This window comes from Aurantimonas aggregata (assembly GCF_010500835.1).
GTDB lineage: Bacteria > Pseudomonadota > Alphaproteobacteria > Rhizobiales > Rhizobiaceae > Aurantimonas > Aurantimonas aggregata.
In genome coordinates this window covers 18,487-34,424 of sequence record NZ_JAAAMJ010000027.1, presented here as the reverse complement: position 1 = coordinate 34,424, position 15,938 = coordinate 18,487, and the positions used below count along the sequence as shown (strand labels likewise).

16 protein-coding genes and 1 pseudogene are annotated in these 15,938 nt (G+C 64.3%); 12 read left to right on the top strand and 5 right to left on the bottom strand.

Annotated elements, in window-relative coordinates; translation table 11 throughout:
• Window positions 1-100 precede the first annotated feature (100 nt).
• Complete coding sequence (locus GTW51_RS24580; RefSeq protein WP_163045964.1) at window positions 101-661, top strand: helix-turn-helix domain-containing protein; 561 nt, start codon at window positions 101-103, stop codon at window positions 659-661.
• Window positions 662-796: 135 nt separating this feature from the next.
• On the opposite strand, the gene GTW51_RS20775 is transcribed toward GTW51_RS24580, so the two are convergent.
• Window positions 797-2,116, bottom strand: coding sequence for an amidase (locus tag GTW51_RS20775; RefSeq protein WP_163045963.1), 1,320 nt, complete (start codon window positions 2,114-2,116; stop codon window positions 797-799).
• A 279-nt stretch (window positions 2,117-2,395) separates the two neighbouring features.
• Here GTW51_RS20775 and GTW51_RS20770 point away from each other — a divergent pair, with 279 nt between their 5' ends.
• Genes GTW51_RS20770 through GTW51_RS20760 form a run of 3 tightly spaced genes read left to right on the top strand, consistent with a single transcriptional unit; the run spans window position 2,396 to window position 4,531 of the window.
• Window positions 2,396-3,031: a DUF1326 domain-containing protein gene (locus GTW51_RS20770; RefSeq protein ID WP_163045962.1), complete on the top strand. Its 636-nt coding sequence runs from the start codon at window positions 2,396-2,398 to the stop codon at window positions 3,029-3,031.
• A gap of 29 nt (window positions 3,032-3,060) precedes the next feature.
• The gene (locus GTW51_RS20765; protein ID WP_163045961.1) at window positions 3,061-3,693 is read left to right on the top strand and encodes a DUF1326 domain-containing protein; all 633 of its coding nucleotides are present in this window, start codon (window positions 3,061-3,063) and stop codon (window positions 3,691-3,693) included.
• Between the two features lies 1 nt (window position 3,694).
• On the top strand, window positions 3,695-4,531 hold the full coding sequence (locus GTW51_RS20760) for a DUF2182 domain-containing protein (protein ID WP_163045960.1): 837 nt from the start codon (window positions 3,695-3,697) through the stop codon (window positions 4,529-4,531).
• Window positions 4,532-4,899: 368 nt separating this feature from the next.
• On the opposite strand, the gene GTW51_RS20755 is transcribed toward GTW51_RS20760, so the two are convergent.
• Window positions 4,900-5,493, bottom strand: coding sequence for a TetR family transcriptional regulator (locus tag GTW51_RS20755; RefSeq protein ID WP_163045959.1), 594 nt, complete (start codon window positions 5,491-5,493; stop codon window positions 4,900-4,902).
• 157 nt (window positions 5,494-5,650) lie between these two features.
• Here GTW51_RS20755 and GTW51_RS24785 point away from each other — a divergent pair, with 157 nt between their 5' ends.
• From GTW51_RS24785 to GTW51_RS20740, 4 genes and pseudogenes are all read left to right on the top strand, one after another.
• A complete protein-coding gene (locus tag GTW51_RS24785) occupies window positions 5,651-6,376 on the top strand; it encodes a hypothetical protein (protein ID WP_246233310.1) in 726 nt (241 codons plus the stop codon).
• A 770-nt stretch (window positions 6,377-7,146) separates the two neighbouring features.
• Window positions 7,147-7,395 (top strand): Mu transposase domain-containing protein, encoded by a 249-nt coding sequence (locus GTW51_RS24675; protein ID WP_425483297.1) that lies wholly within the window; start codon window positions 7,147-7,149, stop codon window positions 7,393-7,395.
• Window positions 7,380-7,538: a hypothetical protein gene (locus GTW51_RS24670; RefSeq protein WP_425483296.1), complete on the top strand. Its 159-nt coding sequence runs from the start codon at window positions 7,380-7,382 to the stop codon at window positions 7,536-7,538. Before GTW51_RS24675 ends, GTW51_RS24670 begins: the two co-directional genes overlap by 16 nt.
• A 307-nt stretch (window positions 7,539-7,845) precedes the next feature.
• Window positions 7,846-8,082 (top strand): annotated as a pseudogene (locus GTW51_RS20740) (transposase); the annotation flags it as partial.
• Between the two features lie 251 nt (window positions 8,083-8,333).
• Here GTW51_RS20740 and GTW51_RS20735 read toward each other — a convergent pair.
• The 3 genes from GTW51_RS20735 to GTW51_RS20725 are packed head-to-tail and all read right to left on the bottom strand — an operon-like array spanning window position 8,334 to window position 11,059.
• Entirely contained in the window at window positions 8,334-9,620 is a 1,287-nt protein-coding gene (locus GTW51_RS20735) for a TRAP transporter large permease (protein WP_163045956.1), read from the bottom strand.
• The gene (locus GTW51_RS20730; protein ID WP_163045955.1) at window positions 9,617-10,087 is read right to left on the bottom strand and encodes a TRAP transporter small permease; all 471 of its coding nucleotides are present in this window, start codon (window positions 10,085-10,087) and stop codon (window positions 9,617-9,619) included. The genes GTW51_RS20735 and GTW51_RS20730 overlap by 4 nt, the downstream gene beginning before the upstream one ends.
• A 3-nt stretch (window positions 10,088-10,090) precedes the next feature.
• Entirely contained in the window at window positions 10,091-11,059 is a 969-nt protein-coding gene (locus tag GTW51_RS20725) for a TRAP transporter substrate-binding protein (RefSeq protein ID WP_163045954.1), read from the bottom strand.
• Between the two features lie 318 nt (window positions 11,060-11,377).
• On the opposite strand from GTW51_RS20725, the gene GTW51_RS20720 reads away from it, so the two are divergent.
• The 4 genes from GTW51_RS20720 to GTW51_RS20705 all read left to right on the top strand — a co-directional run bounded on the left by GTW51_RS20720 (window position 11,378) and on the right by GTW51_RS20705 (window position 15,916).
• Window positions 11,378-12,379 carry an Ldh family oxidoreductase gene (locus GTW51_RS20720; protein WP_163045953.1) on the top strand — a complete coding sequence of 334 codons (1,002 nt, stop codon included), beginning with the start codon at window positions 11,378-11,380 and terminating at the stop codon, window positions 12,377-12,379.
• 22 nt (window positions 12,380-12,401) lie between these two features.
• Complete coding sequence (locus tag GTW51_RS20715; RefSeq protein ID WP_163045952.1) at window positions 12,402-13,601, top strand: iron-containing alcohol dehydrogenase; 1,200 nt, start codon at window positions 12,402-12,404, stop codon at window positions 13,599-13,601.
• 17 nt (window positions 13,602-13,618) lie between these two features.
• The gene (locus GTW51_RS20710; protein ID WP_163045951.1) at window positions 13,619-15,082 is read left to right on the top strand and encodes an NAD-dependent succinate-semialdehyde dehydrogenase; all 1,464 of its coding nucleotides are present in this window, start codon (window positions 13,619-13,621) and stop codon (window positions 15,080-15,082) included.
• A gap of 159 nt (window positions 15,083-15,241) precedes the next feature.
• Complete coding sequence (locus tag GTW51_RS20705) at window positions 15,242-15,916, top strand: cyclase family protein (RefSeq protein ID WP_163045950.1); 675 nt, start codon at window positions 15,242-15,244, stop codon at window positions 15,914-15,916.
• Window positions 15,917-15,938 lie beyond the last annotated feature (22 nt).

Below are 15,938 nucleotides of genomic sequence, written 5' to 3'. Positions count from 1 at the left end.
CCCGTCTCGTGCTCCCGCAGAACCGCAATGATCTGCTCGTCCGTGACCCGCTTCCGCTTCATCTGTCCGTCCTTCAATCAAGGCCGGACTCTAACTCCAGGTGGAGGAAAAACTCAGTGGCAGGTCAGGCAGGACATGGGTACCGCGCCGGGCGATCCTGTCAGGCTCCGTGCTGCAATCTAGGACGCAGGTCGAAGCGGTACTCTCGACGGATCTGTCGCTCGGAGCCGTCGCCGGGCTCGTCTTTCCGGCAGAGGAACTTGCCGCTGCCAATCCGAAGCGATCGACCTGTTCTGCTGGAGAAGGTCCGCAGGAGCCGATCGTCGATGATCTCGTCGATTGCGTGGAGCACCTGATTGCGCTGAGATTGCTGGAGAGCCGCCCGTCGGTAGACTGGGTTGCAGCGCGCCTGGGCATGTCGCGGCGTTCGTTTCAGCGTCGCCTGTCCGAGCGCGGCTCGACCTTCGAGATGGTACTGAGGATGGTGCTCGAGCGCGAAGCCGAGAACCTCCTGGCTGACCTCGGATGCTCGATATCACAAGCGGCATACGAACTGGGATATGCGGATGCAGCGCACTTCAGCCGAGCATTCGTCAGCTGGAAAGGCGTGTCGCCACGGACGTGGCGGGCTGCTGCTCATGAGCCAGAGGACGGCAGCTGACTGCGTAGATCGCCCGGAAGCGGACAGGCCGCTATCGGCCCATGGCCGCCTGACAGTCGGGCTTAGCTCTGTGAGCCGACGTTCTGAACCTGAGATGCTGAAGCGCTTCCTATGCGCCGATACAAATCTTGCCACTCAAGTGCGTAGCGGTGGAGAGATCGGCAGAGGCGGAACACGGGCCGCGCCGATGCACCGGGCAACGGAAGACGCAGAGGCCAGAAGCCTCGCGTCGTCATATCGCGCCGCAAAGAGCTGGAGGCCAAATGGCAGCTCGCCGGGGCCTGCCTGGACTGGAAGGTTGACCTGGGGAAAGCCGAAGCCAGACCAAACCTTGATCAGATCTGAGGGGCCAGTGGAAATCAGGCCGACAGGAGCAACACTCGCGGTGCTGAGGTCCAGCACTCCATCATAAGCCGCCACAACAGGCTCGATGGCATTCCGCAGCCCTGACAGACGCTGCTGCGCTGCACGCTCCGCTTCCCATGATACCTCGTCGGCATGAGCTATCATGGCCTTGGCTTCCTCGCTCAGCAGCTCGATGTCCAGTTCCCGCTCGAAAGCCAGAGAGCGCGCACCCTGGGCATCGTTGACGATCCGGTGATCCTCATAGGATGACCCGAACCCGACTGGTTCCTCCAGATCGTCAACAATATGACCTGCCGCCCTGAGCTGGCCGCAGACAGCCTCCAGGTAGCTGCGTAGGGCACCGTCGCTCGTCTCCGAACGCCGGGACCGCACGAGGGCAAGACGCAACCGGGGCAACGAAGGCAGCGAAGGCAAGTTGGCAATCAAAGCTCGACCGACCCGCGCCAGATCTTCAACGCTGCGGCCGAACCAGCCGACCGTGTCGAAGGCGGGAGCCAGCGGCTTGATGCCCTCCATTGAGACGAGGCCGAAGCTCGGCTTGTAAGCGAACGCCCCGCAGAAGGAGGCCGGCTTCAGCAATGAGCCTGCCGTTTGCGTCCCTAACGCCAGAGGGAAAAAGCCGGCTGCGACTCCCGCTGCCGAGCCGGCGCTGGAACTGCCGGGCGTGCGATCGAGATCGTGCGGGTTGCGGGTCGGCCCGGTGTGCATGAAGGCGAACTCGGTCGTCGCAGTCTTGCCCATCACGATAGCGCCCATCGCCCTCAGCCGGGCGACCACTGCGGCATCCCGCGACGGCTTGTTGCCCGCGTAGATCGGAGAAAAGAACTCAGTCGGGATGTCCCTCGTGTCGAACACATCTTTGACACCCAGCGGCACGCCGGCGAGGGGACCACCTCTCTCTCCGCGGTCTATCTCGTCGGCCTGGCGGAGGATGTCCTGCGGATCGTACCAAGAGAAAGCATGGACGTACGGTTCGAGCTCCTCAACCCGGGCGATGAAGGCCCTTGCGACTTTCTCCGCGGTCGTATCCCTCCTTGCGACCGCATGTGCAATCTCGGTGGCCGTCGCTGTCAAGAAATTCACGTGCATACCTTTTCGCCTTGTGAGGAAGTGCCACGATCAGCGGCAGGTGGGGATGGCGCCCCGGTCCAGTTAGCGCTTGCACCGCGGGCACTCCCGCGGAAACGCATCTCGGTTGCAGCAGTCTCCAACGTCACGCTGAGGGATTTGGACATCGAAGCCTAAAGGGGAGCCCTCTCCCAGTCGCTCATCTAAAACTGACAGCGGCTCACGGCCCGGGGCGGCCGATCCGCGCCTTTCCCTCCGCGTCCGATACTGTTAAAGTTCAGTTTCTCTCGGAGAACTGTGATGCCCTACGTCGACTGGGCAATAAAGGGACCTAAGATTGCAGCGTGTAGCTGCGACTACGGATGTCCCTGCGAATTCAACGGCAAGCCGACGGAAGGCCTCTGCGAGGGGCTCGAATGCATGCGGATCGATGATGGCTGGTTCGGTGATCTGCGGCTGGACGGCCTCAAGGTCGCGGCGGCCTATCGCTGGCCCGGCCCGGTGCACGAAGGCGGCGGCGTCGTTCAAGGCTTCATCGACTGCGACGCCACCCCCACCCAGGTCGAGGCGCTGAGCATCATCCTCGGTGGCGGCGAGCAGGAGCCGACCACCGTCTTCAACATCTATGGCTCGACGATCGCCGAGGAATTGCCGCCGGTCTTCGCTCCGATCGATTTCGGCAGCGACATCGAGGAGCGAACCGGCTGGTTTCGGATCGAGGATCAGCTCGCTCTCGAACTGGAACCCATTCGCAATCCCGTGACGGGACTAGCCCACCGGGCTCGCATCGTGCTGCCCGAGGGCTTCGAATTTCGTGAAGCTGAGGTCGCAAGCGGTACGTTCACTAGCGGTGGCGAGATCCGCATGCATAGGCAGAGCCGCTACGGCGCGCTCTGGAATGCCGCGTACGGGCCACACGGCATCATCGACCCTTAAGGCTTGACCGAACCCGAAAGGATAATGTCATGACGCCATGGGAAATCGAAGGGGTCGAGCTGGTCAATTGCAACTGCGCCTATGGATGCCCCTGCCAGTTCAATGCCCTGCCGACGCACGGACACTGCCAGGCGAACGGTGCGATCGACATCCGGCGGGGGCACCATGGGAGGGTCAGTCTCGACGGGATGCGCATAGCGTTCATCTTCCAGTGGCCTGGCGCCATCCACGAAGGTGGCGGCAAGTGCCAGCCCATCGTCGACGAGCGCGCCGACGATGACCAGCGTCAGGCGCTTCTGAAGATCATGTCCGGGGAGGATTCCGAGCCCGGCAGGACGATGTTCAACGTTTTCGCGTCGACGGTGAGCGAGTTCTTCGAGCCCGCCTTCCGCAAGATCGACATGGACGTCGATGTCGATGCGCGCCGCGGCAATATCCATATCGACGGCTTCATCGACACGGTGGGCGAGCCCATCCGCAATGTCGTGACTGGACTGGAGCATCGGGCCCGGATCGACCTGCCCGACGGGTTCGAGTACACGCTTGCGGAAGTCGGCAGCGCCTCCTCAAAGACGCGGGGGCCGATCGCTTTCGATCTCGAGAACTCCTACGGCCAGTTCGCCCGCCTGCATCTGAGCGGCCAGGGGCCGATCAGGGTCTGACATGGCCGACGTGACCCCGCAGACATCGGCGGTGGAGCTAATCATCCGGCGCGACCGCCTGGTCATGCTGACCGGCCTTGTGGCGCTCGCCATGCTGGCCTGGGCGTGGCTGCTCGTCGGGGCCGGCACCGGCATGAACATCTGGATGATGAGTCGTCCAGCGATCTTTCCGGGCGGGGAGGCAGGGATGACGATGCCGGCGGCGGCGTGGTCCGCCGCGACCTGGTTCGTCATTGTCGGCATGTGGTGGATCATGATGATCGCCATGATGATCCCAAGCGTTGCCCCGATGGTGCTGCTCCACGCCCGCGTCAGTCGCCATGCACAGAGTAGGGGACAGATCGCCGCCGGCGCGATCCCATCCGGCTTTTTTCTCGGCGGTTATCTCCTCGTCTGGCTCGCCTTTTCGCTCGTCGCCACCACTCTTCAGTTCGCATGCGAACAGCTCGGTCTTCTGTCCCAGCCGATGATGTGGTCGGTGAGTGTGTGGCTGACGGCGGCGTTGCTCGTCGCCGCCGGCCTCTACCAGTTGTCTCCATTCAAGCAAGTGTGCCTGGAACACTGCCGCTCGCCTGCCGAATTCCTGTCGCGGCACTGGCAGAAAGGCCGCTTCGGGGCGTTCCGCATGGGCGTGGAACACGGTGCCTACTGCCTCGGCTGCTGCTGGGCTCTGATGGCGCTGCTGTTCGTAGGCGGCATCATGAATGTCTACTGGATCGCCGGGCTGGCTATCGTCGTCCTGCTCGAGAAGCTGCTGCCTCGCGGAGACAGATTCGCGCTGGCGTTCGGAATGATGTTCGTGGCGGCGGGGGCTTGGATCGCAATGAGGACCGTCTGAGCAGGCGAATACTCTGCCCGAACGTGTTGCCATAAATTCTATGGCGGCTGCCTTGTCTTCAGGATTCCAGTCAGTTCTGTCGGAAGCCCAGCAGAGCTCGTCTCCGACCTCTCCAGAATCTTTTTAACGAGCGGGGGTCAGCATGTGCCGTTCCTTTCCGAGAGGCATCGTGCAACTGCTCGCCCTCGGGGAAGAGTCAATCGGCAAACGGCGGCTTTTGCCGTCTGCCGGCTCGGAAGCGGACGGTCTGCTCTCGGCCCATCACGGCAGTTCGGATTCCGGCAAAAATCCGTTGGTCAGGGTTGGGGCATGCCGAGCCATAGCGGACACCGTGCCGACCTCGCTGAGGTGTTCGATCCCTGTCGGCATCAGATTGAGAAGCCTGGCCCCTTGGCGTTGCCGGTGTCATGCGGACGCTCATCCAGACTGCCCTTGATCAACGATGCAAAGACCCCGGCGGCTTCGGTTCTGTCGAGTTTGCCGCGCACCACAGCCGCCGACAGCGCTTCGCCCGCGCCGACGAGGCCGATGCAACGCCGCTCCAACTCCTCAGATGATAGAGCGCCGAACGGCGTCAGGACGGACACGAACATCTGGACGGAGTAGTCCAGCAATTCCTGGAACACCGCCGCCTTTTCCTCGCTGCCGGCGAGGGCAGCGCCGACGGCGTGGAACTCGTCGGTCATGTCGGCGGCACAGTCGATGTAGGCGGAGGCGAGCATGTCGGCCGTTTCCGCGAAACTCCGGTTCCCCGTCGCCATGGCGTCGCGGAACGCATTCACCCGTTCCGTGTCGATCCAACGGTAAAGTTCGATGAGCAGGCCCGAACGGGTGCCGAAGTGATCGTAGGCGACCGGCTTCGAGACGCCCGCGGACGCGGCGAGATGACCGAGCGTCAGTCGATCCGCCCCCTCCGTTCGGACGATGCGGAGCGCCGTATCGAGTAGCTGGCGTCGACGCACCTCTTTCGACAGCCTGCGAGTACCCTTTCTCCTGTCGCCTTCTCGATCGCAGCCCGCATACGGTCGCCCCAATTTGCACAAGCTACTAAAAGTAGGTTATGCAATTCATACCTACCTTTCGTAGGTTATAGGTCGGGAAAGGAAAATTGCCATGTCGTTGAATCCAATCCTCCTGATGGGAGGCTACGGCGCGATCGGTCGCTTGGCCGCACGAGAGTTGCGGTCCCGCTACCCCGATCTCCCGCTGCTGATCGGCGGGCGCGATCTCGCCAAGGGCCGGGAAGCGGCTGCCGAACTGGGTAAGGCGGAGGGCGTGGTTCTCGACCCGTCCGCCGACGATCTCGGCCTCGGCGAGCGCCCGGTTGGCGCCGTCGCGGTCTTCTATTCGGACGATCGCCTCGCCGGACTACAGTTCGCATTGGCGCGGGGCGTGCCGCATCTCGGCATTTCCTCGGGCATCTACGAGATCGCCCCCGAGATCGGGAACTTCATGCTCAAGCCGACGGCGGCACCCGTCGTGCTCGGCTACGAGTGGCTGGTCGGCGCGACGACGGTTGCGACCCTCGAGGCGGCCAAAGCGTACGGTCGGATCGACGACATCGTCATTGGTGCGCTCGTCGACGAAGAGGACGGCGGCGGCCCCGCCGTGGCCGAGGATTTCGAGCGCCTGCAGAGGATGATGCCGGCCGCGCTCACGCCTTGCAGCAGCCACCCGGGCCTCGCCCGCTATGATGACACCCGCTTCGTCAATCAAAACAGGGATTGCGAAGCCAAACTGCGTGATCGAGGCAGCCAATTTGACCAGCTGCTTCTCAGGATGCTTGCGAGGATTGTTTTTGTAGGCCGTGAGGTCGTCGATCGGACGATACTCGATCGGCATTAGCCGCTGGTCGATCGGCGCAAGCTCATTGCGCAGAGCGGCTGGGCTCGGTGCAGCATTTGTTTTGAACATGAAACGTCTTTCTTGCTGAGCCAGCAAGGAGACGGGAAAGAGGCTTGCAGCGACGAGTCGGCAACCCTCATCCCGCCCCGCAAATGCGTGGTTGATTGAAGTCGCCTCTAGACGCTGCCGCTCCCGCGCCGGAGCGCTTGTCGATATGCCTCTAGGGGTTGCCGGCAATGTCGGTGGGACCGAATGCGGCGTCAAGTATCAAGCGCCGATCATCCTTTGCCAAACCAGGCCGAGAGGTGCTGAATACAGGGAATTTCCTATGAAAAATGCAGAAATGGATACTAGAAGTTCATTTATCTAATGCAGATAAGGGTAATTAGATCGACTCCACATTTAAAATCAAAAGCAGATTGTCTTGTGCTTCCATACTCTCCTTCAGCTCTTGATCTATAAAAGCCAAATTAAGCGGACCAAAGAGACTGCTTCCCTCGCAATTCAATCAATTCTAAGTTTTTTTGTTAAAATGTGTCCGTTGAGGCGAGTGGGCATCCCCACGTCCTTCCTCATTCTTCCACATCGGGTGCCGCTGATCTTGCGCTGCTTATGCGGCACTATCGACGGCAAGGCGGTGGCGATCTGTCTCGCACGGGACGAGATTCACCCTGTGCTGACCTTCGCGGAATCTAAGCGATTAGCACATCGCACGGAAGAGGAGAGCGCAAGGTAGACGGCGGCAAATTAGAAGAGTCGCCGGTTAGGCGATGATCTCGCGGTCGCAGGCATCGAGAACGAACAGGCTGCGCACGACGTCTCGGTTGACCGGTACGCGGCCCTTCACGACAGCCCGCGACCTGATGCGGCGGGTCGGCGCTGATTGTGCCGTCGCGATCGACGGCAACGCCTATTCGGTGCCGTTGCGGCTGATCGCGAGCAACTCCGCATCACCGTTGGCAATACGATCGTGCGTGTTGACCATGGCGGCCGGGAGGTGGCGGTGCACGGCGAACTGAAGGGCCGACACGGCCGCGTCGTCGACGATGCGCACCTGGCGGGGCTGGTTGGCGCCTCGGACCGCCCGGCGCAGAACACGGTGGATATCACGACCGTCACGTTGCCCATGATCCCGGCCTTGCTGCGGCCGCTGGCGGAATAGGAAGCGGCGGCACTCAGGGTAGGGGGTGGGGCCGGGTCGCCGCAAGCCACGCCCCCTCTCCCCCCCGTCGCCCGTGGCCTGCCGCCTGACAGACACACGCCATACGCGGGTGGTAGCTGCTCTGTGAAAGTGCTGATATGGCATGCGAGGATGCAAGGGAATGGCGGCGCGTGGGCGGCAGACCGCCATTCGGCGGCGCACACCGCATCTAGCGGAACGGTCAGCAACGGCAAGCTAATCAGTTCGACCCTGTCAGAAAACCCGTTGCCAAACCGTAGCTACACCACGCCTCGGCACATGATCAGGAATTCGAAGCGGGGCCGTGCATCTGGTCGAGGCGAGCGGATGACCGAAGCGTGAGATCGCGGAGGATCTCGGCATTGGATTTTCGACGTTGCGTCGCTGGCTCGACAAACGCCGTGAGCGCGATCTGGATGCGCCACCACCCGATCGGCAGGAAGATCTGGCGGCGGAGTTGAAGCGGCTGCGGCGGGAGAACGAGATTCTGCGGCAGGAACGCGAGATCTTGAAGCGGGCCGCGACATCGAAGGTCATGCGGGAGTCTTGAATCAGTCGCGCTATCCGTCGCCAACCAGCTTTATGATTTTAAAGGTCAAGTGAAGAGGGTGACGGCCTCGCCGCCGATAGCTGCAGTTGTCTCCGCGAGCCGTTTCAGACCGGTCAGAGCTCGTTCGGGAAACGATCAACGTAGCGCGCTAGGTTACGCCTTGCGGGTGTGCTCTTGAATCCCGGCGAAGCGTCTTTCCATGTCGGCCGTCAGCTACGAACCCGCTGTTAATTGCCGGAGAAGAGCGCTGGAAGCCAAAGCGTGGCCGCTGGTATGAACGTCACGATCGCCAGTACCACGAGCAGCGCTACGATGAACGGCAGGGACTGCTTAATAACCGCGCCGGGAGAAACCTCACCCATCGAGGCTGTCATAAAGATCAGGAACCCTACGGGCGGCGTCATCAAGCCAATCATCAGGTTCAGCACGATCATCACCCCGAACTGAACGGAATCCACGCCCAGTTCGATGGCGAGAGGCAGGAAGATCGGCACGAGGATGATCAGCGCCGCGAGCGGGTCAAGAAACATCCCGACGATGAGGAAGAGCAGGTTGATGAGCAGGAGCATGCCCCAGTCGGGCGCTCCCAGCATCTGGAAGTAGCCCGCAAAAGCGCGTCCCGCGCCCTGATCCGCGATGATCCAGGCAAAGATCGACGAGGCGCCCAAGATCACCATGATCGAGGCCGTGCCATGTGCCGCCCGGACCAGCGCCTGAGCGATGTCCGAGAGCTTCAGCCCGCGAAAGACGAAGATGCTGATTGCCAGGACGTAGAGGACGATGACGGCCGCGGCTTCGGTGACGGTGAATATCCCGCCGCGAATGCCGACGACGATCATCACCGGTGCCAGAAGCGCGAAGATGGCGCGCCCCAAGGCGGTGCGGATCTCCCTCCCTGTCGCCCGCGGTTCCCGCGGCAGGTCCAGCTGCCCGGCGCGGAAATAGGCGATGACGCTGAGCGACACCGCTATCAGGAAGCCCGGAACCACGCCCGCGAGGAACATCGCGCCCACCGAGGAACCGGAGATGACCGCGTAGATGATCATCGGGATCGACGGCGGCAGGATGGGCGCGAGGATCGACGCCGAGCCCATCAGCGCAGCCGAGAACCCGGCCGGATACCCGGCGCCTTTCATCGAGCGGATGAGAAGCGGACCGATCGCGGCCGCATCGGCAACGGCCGAGCCGGAAATGCCGGACATGATGACGGAGCCGAAGATCCCGACCTGAGCGAGACCGCCGCGCAGATGGCCGACCAGGGCGCGGGCGAAGGCAAGGATGCGTTCGGTGACGCCGCCGGCACTCATAAGTTCCCCCGCCAGGAAGAAGAGAACGATCGCGATCAGCGCAAAGCTGTCGATTCCCTGCGTGAAGAGCTGCGGGACGACCGCCAGCGGCAATTCCGGCCGCGTGATCACCAGGGTGGCGATCGAGGAGGCGAGCAGCGCGAATACAAGCGGAACGCCGAGGACGGCGAGGCCGATCATCAGCCCGGTCAAAAGGAGCAGGCTCATGCGGTGGTCGGCGGTTCGGGGGGGCGGCGGACGAAGAGCTCGGCGAGACTCATCGCGATCCACAATCCGCCGCCGACGATCACCGACCAGTACAGATATTGAACCGAGATACCGAGCGCGGTGAACCTGTCGTAGGCGACGATCTCGAGGAGGTCGACAGTGTAGCGGATGAGCACCAGAAGCGTGAGGATGCCCACGCCTGTAGCGCCGAGCTCGAGCGTCCTGCGCGCAGGGCCGGCGCGCATCGACATCGGCACGAGGTCAATGGCCATGTGACTGGTCCGCGAAGCCCCGATGAGGACGAGCCATACGAAGAGCAGGCGCGTCAGCTCTTCCGTCCACGGCATCGAGATGCCGAGGACGTAGCGGAAGACGACCTGCGAGCACGTGAGGGCGAGGACGATCACCAGGAGGACTGCGGCCGCCGCGTCGAGAACGCGGCGGACGAGTGCGAGGGTGGAGCGCATGGCCTATTGCGCGGCGATGATAGCGTCGACGATCTCGCGGCCTTGCTCTGCCGCGAAGCTCTCGATCCCGGCCTCGACGACCGCGTCCTTGAACGGCGCGAGGTCGAGGTCCTGGACGACCTGGACGCCGGCCTCCTCGATGGCGGCCAGATCCGCCGCCTCCGACTCCCGGTTGCGCTGACGCTGGAAGTCTGCGGCCTCCTTGGCGGCCGTGAGGAGGGCCTTCTGGTGTTCTTCGCTCAGGCCGTTGAACTTCGCCAGGTTCATCGAGACCACCGACGCCGTGTAGGCGTGGTCGGTGTAGGAAAGATGCTTCTGCACCTCCTGGAAACGGTTCGAGCGGGTAATGTTGAGCGGGTTCTCCTGGCCGTCCACTGCCCCGGTCTCCAGCGCCAGATAGACTTCCGTGAAAGCCATCGGCGTCGGGATTGCCCCCCATTTTTCGAACGCCTGGATGTGCGCCGGATTGGGCGTGGTGCGGATCTTCAGGCCCTTCAGGTCGTCGACGGTCTGCACGGCCCTGACCGAATTCGTGACCTTTCGAAAGCCGATCTCCCAGAAGGCGAGCCCTTTCATCCGGTGCTTCTCGAGTTCGCCGAGCAGTTGATCGCCGATCTCGCCGTCGACGACGCTATAGGCGTGCGCGTAGTCATTGAACAAATACGGCAGGTCGAGGACGTTCAGCTTCGGCTCGAAGCGGGTGTAGAACGGATTTCCGGTCTGGGCGATGTCGATCGTGCCCAGCCGCACGCCCTCGAGGATCGACGGGTCGCTGCCGAGTTCTCCCGCCGGATGCACCGTCACCGTGATTTCTCCGCCGGTCAGTTCGGACACCCGCTCCGCGAAGTGCTCGGCTGCCGCGTGATGGGTGTCGCTCGGCGGTTGGGTATGGGCAAAGCGCAGGTTGGTCTGGGCGTTTGCCGAAGCAATTCCACAGAGCAGGGCAATGGCAATGATCGGAATGCGGCGCATCGAAAACCTCCCTTTTCGGTTACGTCCGCTTTTTTCATATATCAAATAGGATTTATGTACAACCGGTTGCCCTAGGTTCGGGCGAGCTTCTAGCCGGCGAAGCGGCGTCGCCGTCCACCGTCCTGCTCTGCCTTGATGTCGCGAGCCTGGGCGATGCACGATGCGAGCCGAGGCGCACGCTGGCCGCCAGGGACACGCTGGCATCGTCAGGTGGGCGGGGTGAATGAGGAGCTCGTCTCGTGCTTGACAACGCCGTGCATGGCTCGGATGATATATGATATCAAATATACGGTAATGGATGCGACAGGATCACGGGATATGAGGGTGCCGCCCCAGGAGCTGCTCGGCCTGGCGGTCGTCTTGCTGGAACGGCACGGCGTGCCGCAGCGCCATGCGCAGCTGCAGTCCGATCTCCTGATAGAAGCGGAGCTGCGGGGCCTGCCGTCACACGGACTGCAGCGGTTGCCTCGCCTGCTGTCGCGCATCCGACAGGGGCTTGCGGATCCCGAGGCCGAGGGGACAATGCGCTGGGATCGCTCGTTCTTGAGCGTCGACGGGCAGCGCGGTCTGGGTCCGGTCGTGATGATGGCGGCGATCGGCGAGATGTCGAGCGCGGCATCGCGTAACGGCATGGCCGCAGGCGGCATCCGCAACGCCAACCATATCGGCATGCTTGCCTATTACGCGGAAGCCATAGCGGCATCGGGCTTCATCGGGATCGTGCTGTCGACCAGCGAAGCGCTCGTTCATCCCTACGGCGGCACGCAGGCGATGCTGGGTACCAACCCGATCGCGATCGGTATCCCCACCGAGCGGGAACCCTTCGTCCTCGACCTGGCGACCAGCCTCGTCTCGATGGGCAAGATCCACAGTCATGCGCTGCGCGGCGAGGCGATCCCCGAGAGCTGGGCGGTCGATGCGGCTGGCCAGCCGACCACCGTCGCGGAGGCGGCTAAGGCCGGCGCCATCGCCCCGTTCGGCGATGCCAAGGGTTACGGTCTCGGCCTCGCGGTGGAGCTTCTGGTCGCGGCACTCGCCGGCTCAGCCTTCGCGCCCGAGGTGCGGGGGACGCTGGACGATACGCACGCCGCCAACAAGGGCGACGTCGTCGTGATGATCGATCCCTCGGCGGGCGCCGGGAACGGCGGCGCGCTGGCCGCCTATCTCAACAGAATCCGGGACTCGCGCCCGCTCGATCCGGCGCGGCCGGTGGCCGTGCCCGGCGACGGCGCCCGCGCGCGACGCGCCGCCGCGATGGCGGCCGGCATCGAGCTGCCTGACGCGCTCTACGACGACTTGAAGGCGCTGGAAGCTGCCTGAGACCATCGGAAGGAAATGACAAATGAACTTGTTCGGCACGATCAGGGCGCCGCGGGAACTCGTCTTCGGTTCCGGCCAGCGCCGTTCGCTCGGCCGCATGGCCGCCAAGCTCGGAAGTCGCGCCCTCGTGGTGACGGATGAACGGCTGGCCGGAGACGCCGACTTCCGTGCCATGACCGTCCAGCTCGAGGCGGCCGGGATTGCCGTCAGGATCGACTCCTCGACCCTGCCGGACGTGCCCGTCGCCTCGGCGGTGACAAGCGCCGAGGCCGCCCGCGATTTCGTGCCCGATCTGGTGATCGCCGTCGGCGGCGGCTCCTGCCTCGACATGGCCAAATGCGTCGCGGTTCTTCTCACCCATGGCGGGCGGCCGCAGGACTATTACGGCGAGCACCTGGTGCCCGGTCCCGTCATGCCGCTCCTCGCCATCCCGACCACCGCCGGTACCGGCTCCGAGGTGACGCCCGTCGCCGTGCTCTCGGACGATGAACGGACGCTGAAGGTCGGCATTTCCAGCCCCTATCTCGTGCCCACCGCCGCGATCTGCGATCCTGACCTGACCGCCAGCTGTCCGGCCGGCCTCACGGCGATCGCCGGGGCGGACGCGCTCACCCATGCGATCGAGGCCTTCACGGCGATCCGCCGCGATCCGGTGCCGGAGATCGCGCAGGACCGCGTGTTCGTCGGCAAGAACGGCTTCTCCGACCATTTCGCGCTGCGCGCCATCGCGCTCCTCTGGGAAGGACTCGAGCGGGCGTGCCATGATGGCGGGGATCAGCAGGCACGGGAAAAGGTGATGATGGGCGCGACGCTCGCCGGCCTCGCCTTCGGTGTCGCGGGCACGGCGGCGGCGCATGCCATCCAGTATCCGGTCGGCGCCCTGACCCATACCGCGCACGGCGCCGGCGTCGCCTGCCTCATGCCTTATGTCATGCAGTGGAATGCCCCGACGATAGGCCCGGAACTGGCCGAGATGGCTTCGGTCATGGGGCTGGCCGACGCTGACGCCGTCATTCCCGCCGTCGCCGATCTCTTCGCGCGCATCGGCATACCGGCGACGCTGGCAGAGCTCGGCCTTGCCGAGGACCGGCTCGGCTGGGTGGCCGAGCAGAGCTGCGGCATCGCCCGCCTCATCCAGAACAATCCCCGCCCGCTGCCTGCGTCCGACATGAGCCGACTCGTCGCTGCCGCCTTCGGCGGCGACCGCGCGGCGCTCATCTGATCTCGAAGGATTTCCGCATGAATTTGCACACCAGCATCGCCGGCTACGCCGATCCCGCACTCCACGCACAAGGCCTCTATATCGGCGGCCGCTGGGAAGCCGGCGGAGGTATCAAGGTGCTCGATCCGTCTACCGGCGCCGAGCTCGCCGAAGTCGCCAATGCCTCGGTCGAGGACGCGATGCGGGCGGTCGAGGCGGCCGAGGCGGCTGCTGCCGGCTGGCGCGCCACGCCGCCCCGGCAGCGTTCGGAGATCCTGCGCCGCTGGTTCCATCTGATGAGCGAGCATGCAGAGGATCTCGCCCGGCTGATCTCGCTGGAAAACGGCAAGGCGCTGCCCGATGCGCGCGGCGAGATGGCCTATGCGTCGGATTTCTTCCGCTGGTACGCCGAGGAAGCGACGCGGATCCCGGGTGAGTTCCGCCACACGCCGTCGGGCTCGCACAACATTCTCGTGGATCACGAGCCGATCGGCATCTGCGTCCTCATCACCCCGTGGAATTTTCCTGCGGCGATGGCGACGCGCAAGATCGGTCCGGCGCTTGCCGCCGGCTGCACGGTGATCCTGAAGCCCGCCTCCGAAACCCCGCTGACCGCCTATGCGATGGCGCGGCTTGGCGAGGAAGCGGGCGTTCCGGCCGGTGTCGTGAACGTCATCACGACGCGCGACCCCGGCCCGGTGACGGCGGCGATGCTGGCCGATCCGCGCGTGCGCAAGCTCTCCTTCACCGGCTCGACCGGCGTCGGCCGGGTGCTGCTGGCGGAGGCGGCGAAGTCGGTCGTCAACTGCTCGATGGAACTCGGCGGCAACGCACCCTTCGTCGTCTTCGACGACGCCGATCTCGATGCGGCGCTGGATGGCGCCATGGTCGCCAAGATGCGCAATGCCGGCGAGGCCTGCACCGCTGCCAACCGCTTCTACGTCCAGGCCGGCATTCACGACGCGTTCGTGCAGGGGCTCACCGCGCGCATGGCAGCGCTCAGGATCGGCGCGGGCACCGACGCCGATACGCAATGCGGCCCGATGATCACGCAGAAGGCCGTGCAGAAGATCGACCAGCTCGTCTCGGACGCCGTGGCCCGCGGCGCGAGGGCCACCACCGGCGGCGCGCCGCTGGAGGGGAGCGGCTATTTCTACCCGCCGACCGTCCTCGAGAACGTGCCGACGGACGCGGCGCTCGCGCATGAGGAAATCTTCGGCCCGGTCGCGCCGGTTTACCGGTTCGAGACGGAAGAAGAGGCGATCCGCCTTGCCAACGTCACGGAATACGGCCTTGCCGCCTACATCTATTCCGGTGATCTGAAGCGCGCCTTGCGGGTCGGCAAGGGCATCGAAGCCGGCATGCTGGGAATCAACCGGGGACTGATGTCCGATCCCGCCGCGCCCTTCGGTGGCGTCAAGCAGAGCGGGCTGGGTCGCGAAGGCGGCGTCACCGGCATCCTGGAGTTCATGGAAGCCAAATATTACGCGGTCGAGTTCTGACCGCTGCAGGGAGCGCGGACGGCATCGTCCGCCGCTCCTGCCGAAATCACTCGGCCGGGTCTTCGCGGCGTCCGTCGGGAAGACCGCTGTCGCCAGCCGCCGCACCGTGTTCGTTGGGGAGAACGTCGTGAATATCAACGTGAAAAGCCGGGCCGTGCGATGAGGATCGTCGACCTCACCATGACCATGGAGCCGCATCTGCGATGGCCCGTGACGGTGGACGTCACCGGCGACATCGCTGCGGGGTCGCAGTTCCGCGTGTCGCGCCTTTCGACGACCTGCCATGGCTTCACCCATGTCGATGCGCAGGCGCATTTCATCGCCGGCGCGCCGACGATCGAGGCGACGCCGCTCGAACGCGTCGTCGGGCGCTGCCGCATCCTCGACCTGCGCGACGTCGAGCCGAACGAGGCGATCGACGCCGGTCGGCTCGCGGCGGCCGATCCGGGCGGGCCGGAGGGCGAGATCCTGCTGCTCTCGAGCGGCTGGGACGGCCAGCGGGACTATCGCACGCGCGAATTCTGGACCGATGCACCCTACCTGACCCGCGACTCGGCGGAGTGGCTTGCCGCGAAGGCGCCGAGCGCGATCGCCTTCGATTTCCCGCAGGATTACTCGATCCGCCTGCTGCTCGACGGGGTAATGGCCCCGACCGAGGAGCATGTGACGCACGATGTCTGCCTGCGGCGCGGCATCACCCTGATCGAGTATCTCGTCAACACCGCGAGCCTTGCCGGACCGTACTGCTTTCTCAGCGCAGCGCCCCTGAAGCTGCCGGACGCGGACGGATCGCCGAGCCGGGTCTACGCGATCGAGGGGCTGCTGGACGGCTGACCGGAACTGCCTAACGGCGCAG

What these genes read in the sequence shown, in the direction of transcription:
- GTW51_RS20775 (WP_163045963.1), bottom strand. Translation starts at nt 2,116, where the DNA reads ATGCACGTGAATTTCTTGACAGCGACGGCCACCGAGATTGCACATGCG.
- GTW51_RS20770 (WP_163045962.1), top strand. Translation starts at nt 2,396, where the DNA reads ATGCCCTACGTCGACTGGGCAATAAAGGGACCTAAGATTGCAGCGTGT.
- GTW51_RS20765 (WP_163045961.1), top strand. Translation starts at nt 3,061, where the DNA reads ATGACGCCATGGGAAATCGAAGGGGTCGAGCTGGTCAATTGCAACTGC.
- GTW51_RS20760 (WP_163045960.1), top strand. Translation starts at nt 3,695, where the DNA reads ATGGCCGACGTGACCCCGCAGACATCGGCGGTGGAGCTAATCATCCGG.
- GTW51_RS24675 (WP_425483297.1), top strand. Translation starts at nt 7,147, where the DNA reads ATGATCTCGCGGTCGCAGGCATCGAGAACGAACAGGCTGCGCACGACG.
- GTW51_RS20735 (WP_163045956.1), bottom strand. Translation starts at nt 9,620, where the DNA reads ATGAGCCTGCTCCTTTTGACCGGGCTGATGATCGGCCTCGCCGTCCTC.
- GTW51_RS20730 (WP_163045955.1), bottom strand. Translation starts at nt 10,087, where the DNA reads ATGCGCTCCACCCTCGCACTCGTCCGCCGCGTTCTCGACGCGGCGGCC.
- GTW51_RS20725 (WP_163045954.1), bottom strand. Translation starts at nt 11,059, where the DNA reads ATGCGCCGCATTCCGATCATTGCCATTGCCCTGCTCTGTGGAATTGCT.
- GTW51_RS20720 (WP_163045953.1), top strand. Translation starts at nt 11,378, where the DNA reads ATGAGGGTGCCGCCCCAGGAGCTGCTCGGCCTGGCGGTCGTCTTGCTG.
- GTW51_RS20715 (WP_163045952.1), top strand. Translation starts at nt 12,402, where the DNA reads ATGAACTTGTTCGGCACGATCAGGGCGCCGCGGGAACTCGTCTTCGGT.
- GTW51_RS20710 (WP_163045951.1), top strand. Translation starts at nt 13,619, where the DNA reads ATGAATTTGCACACCAGCATCGCCGGCTACGCCGATCCCGCACTCCAC.
- GTW51_RS20705 (WP_163045950.1), top strand. Translation starts at nt 15,242, where the DNA reads ATGAGGATCGTCGACCTCACCATGACCATGGAGCCGCATCTGCGATGG.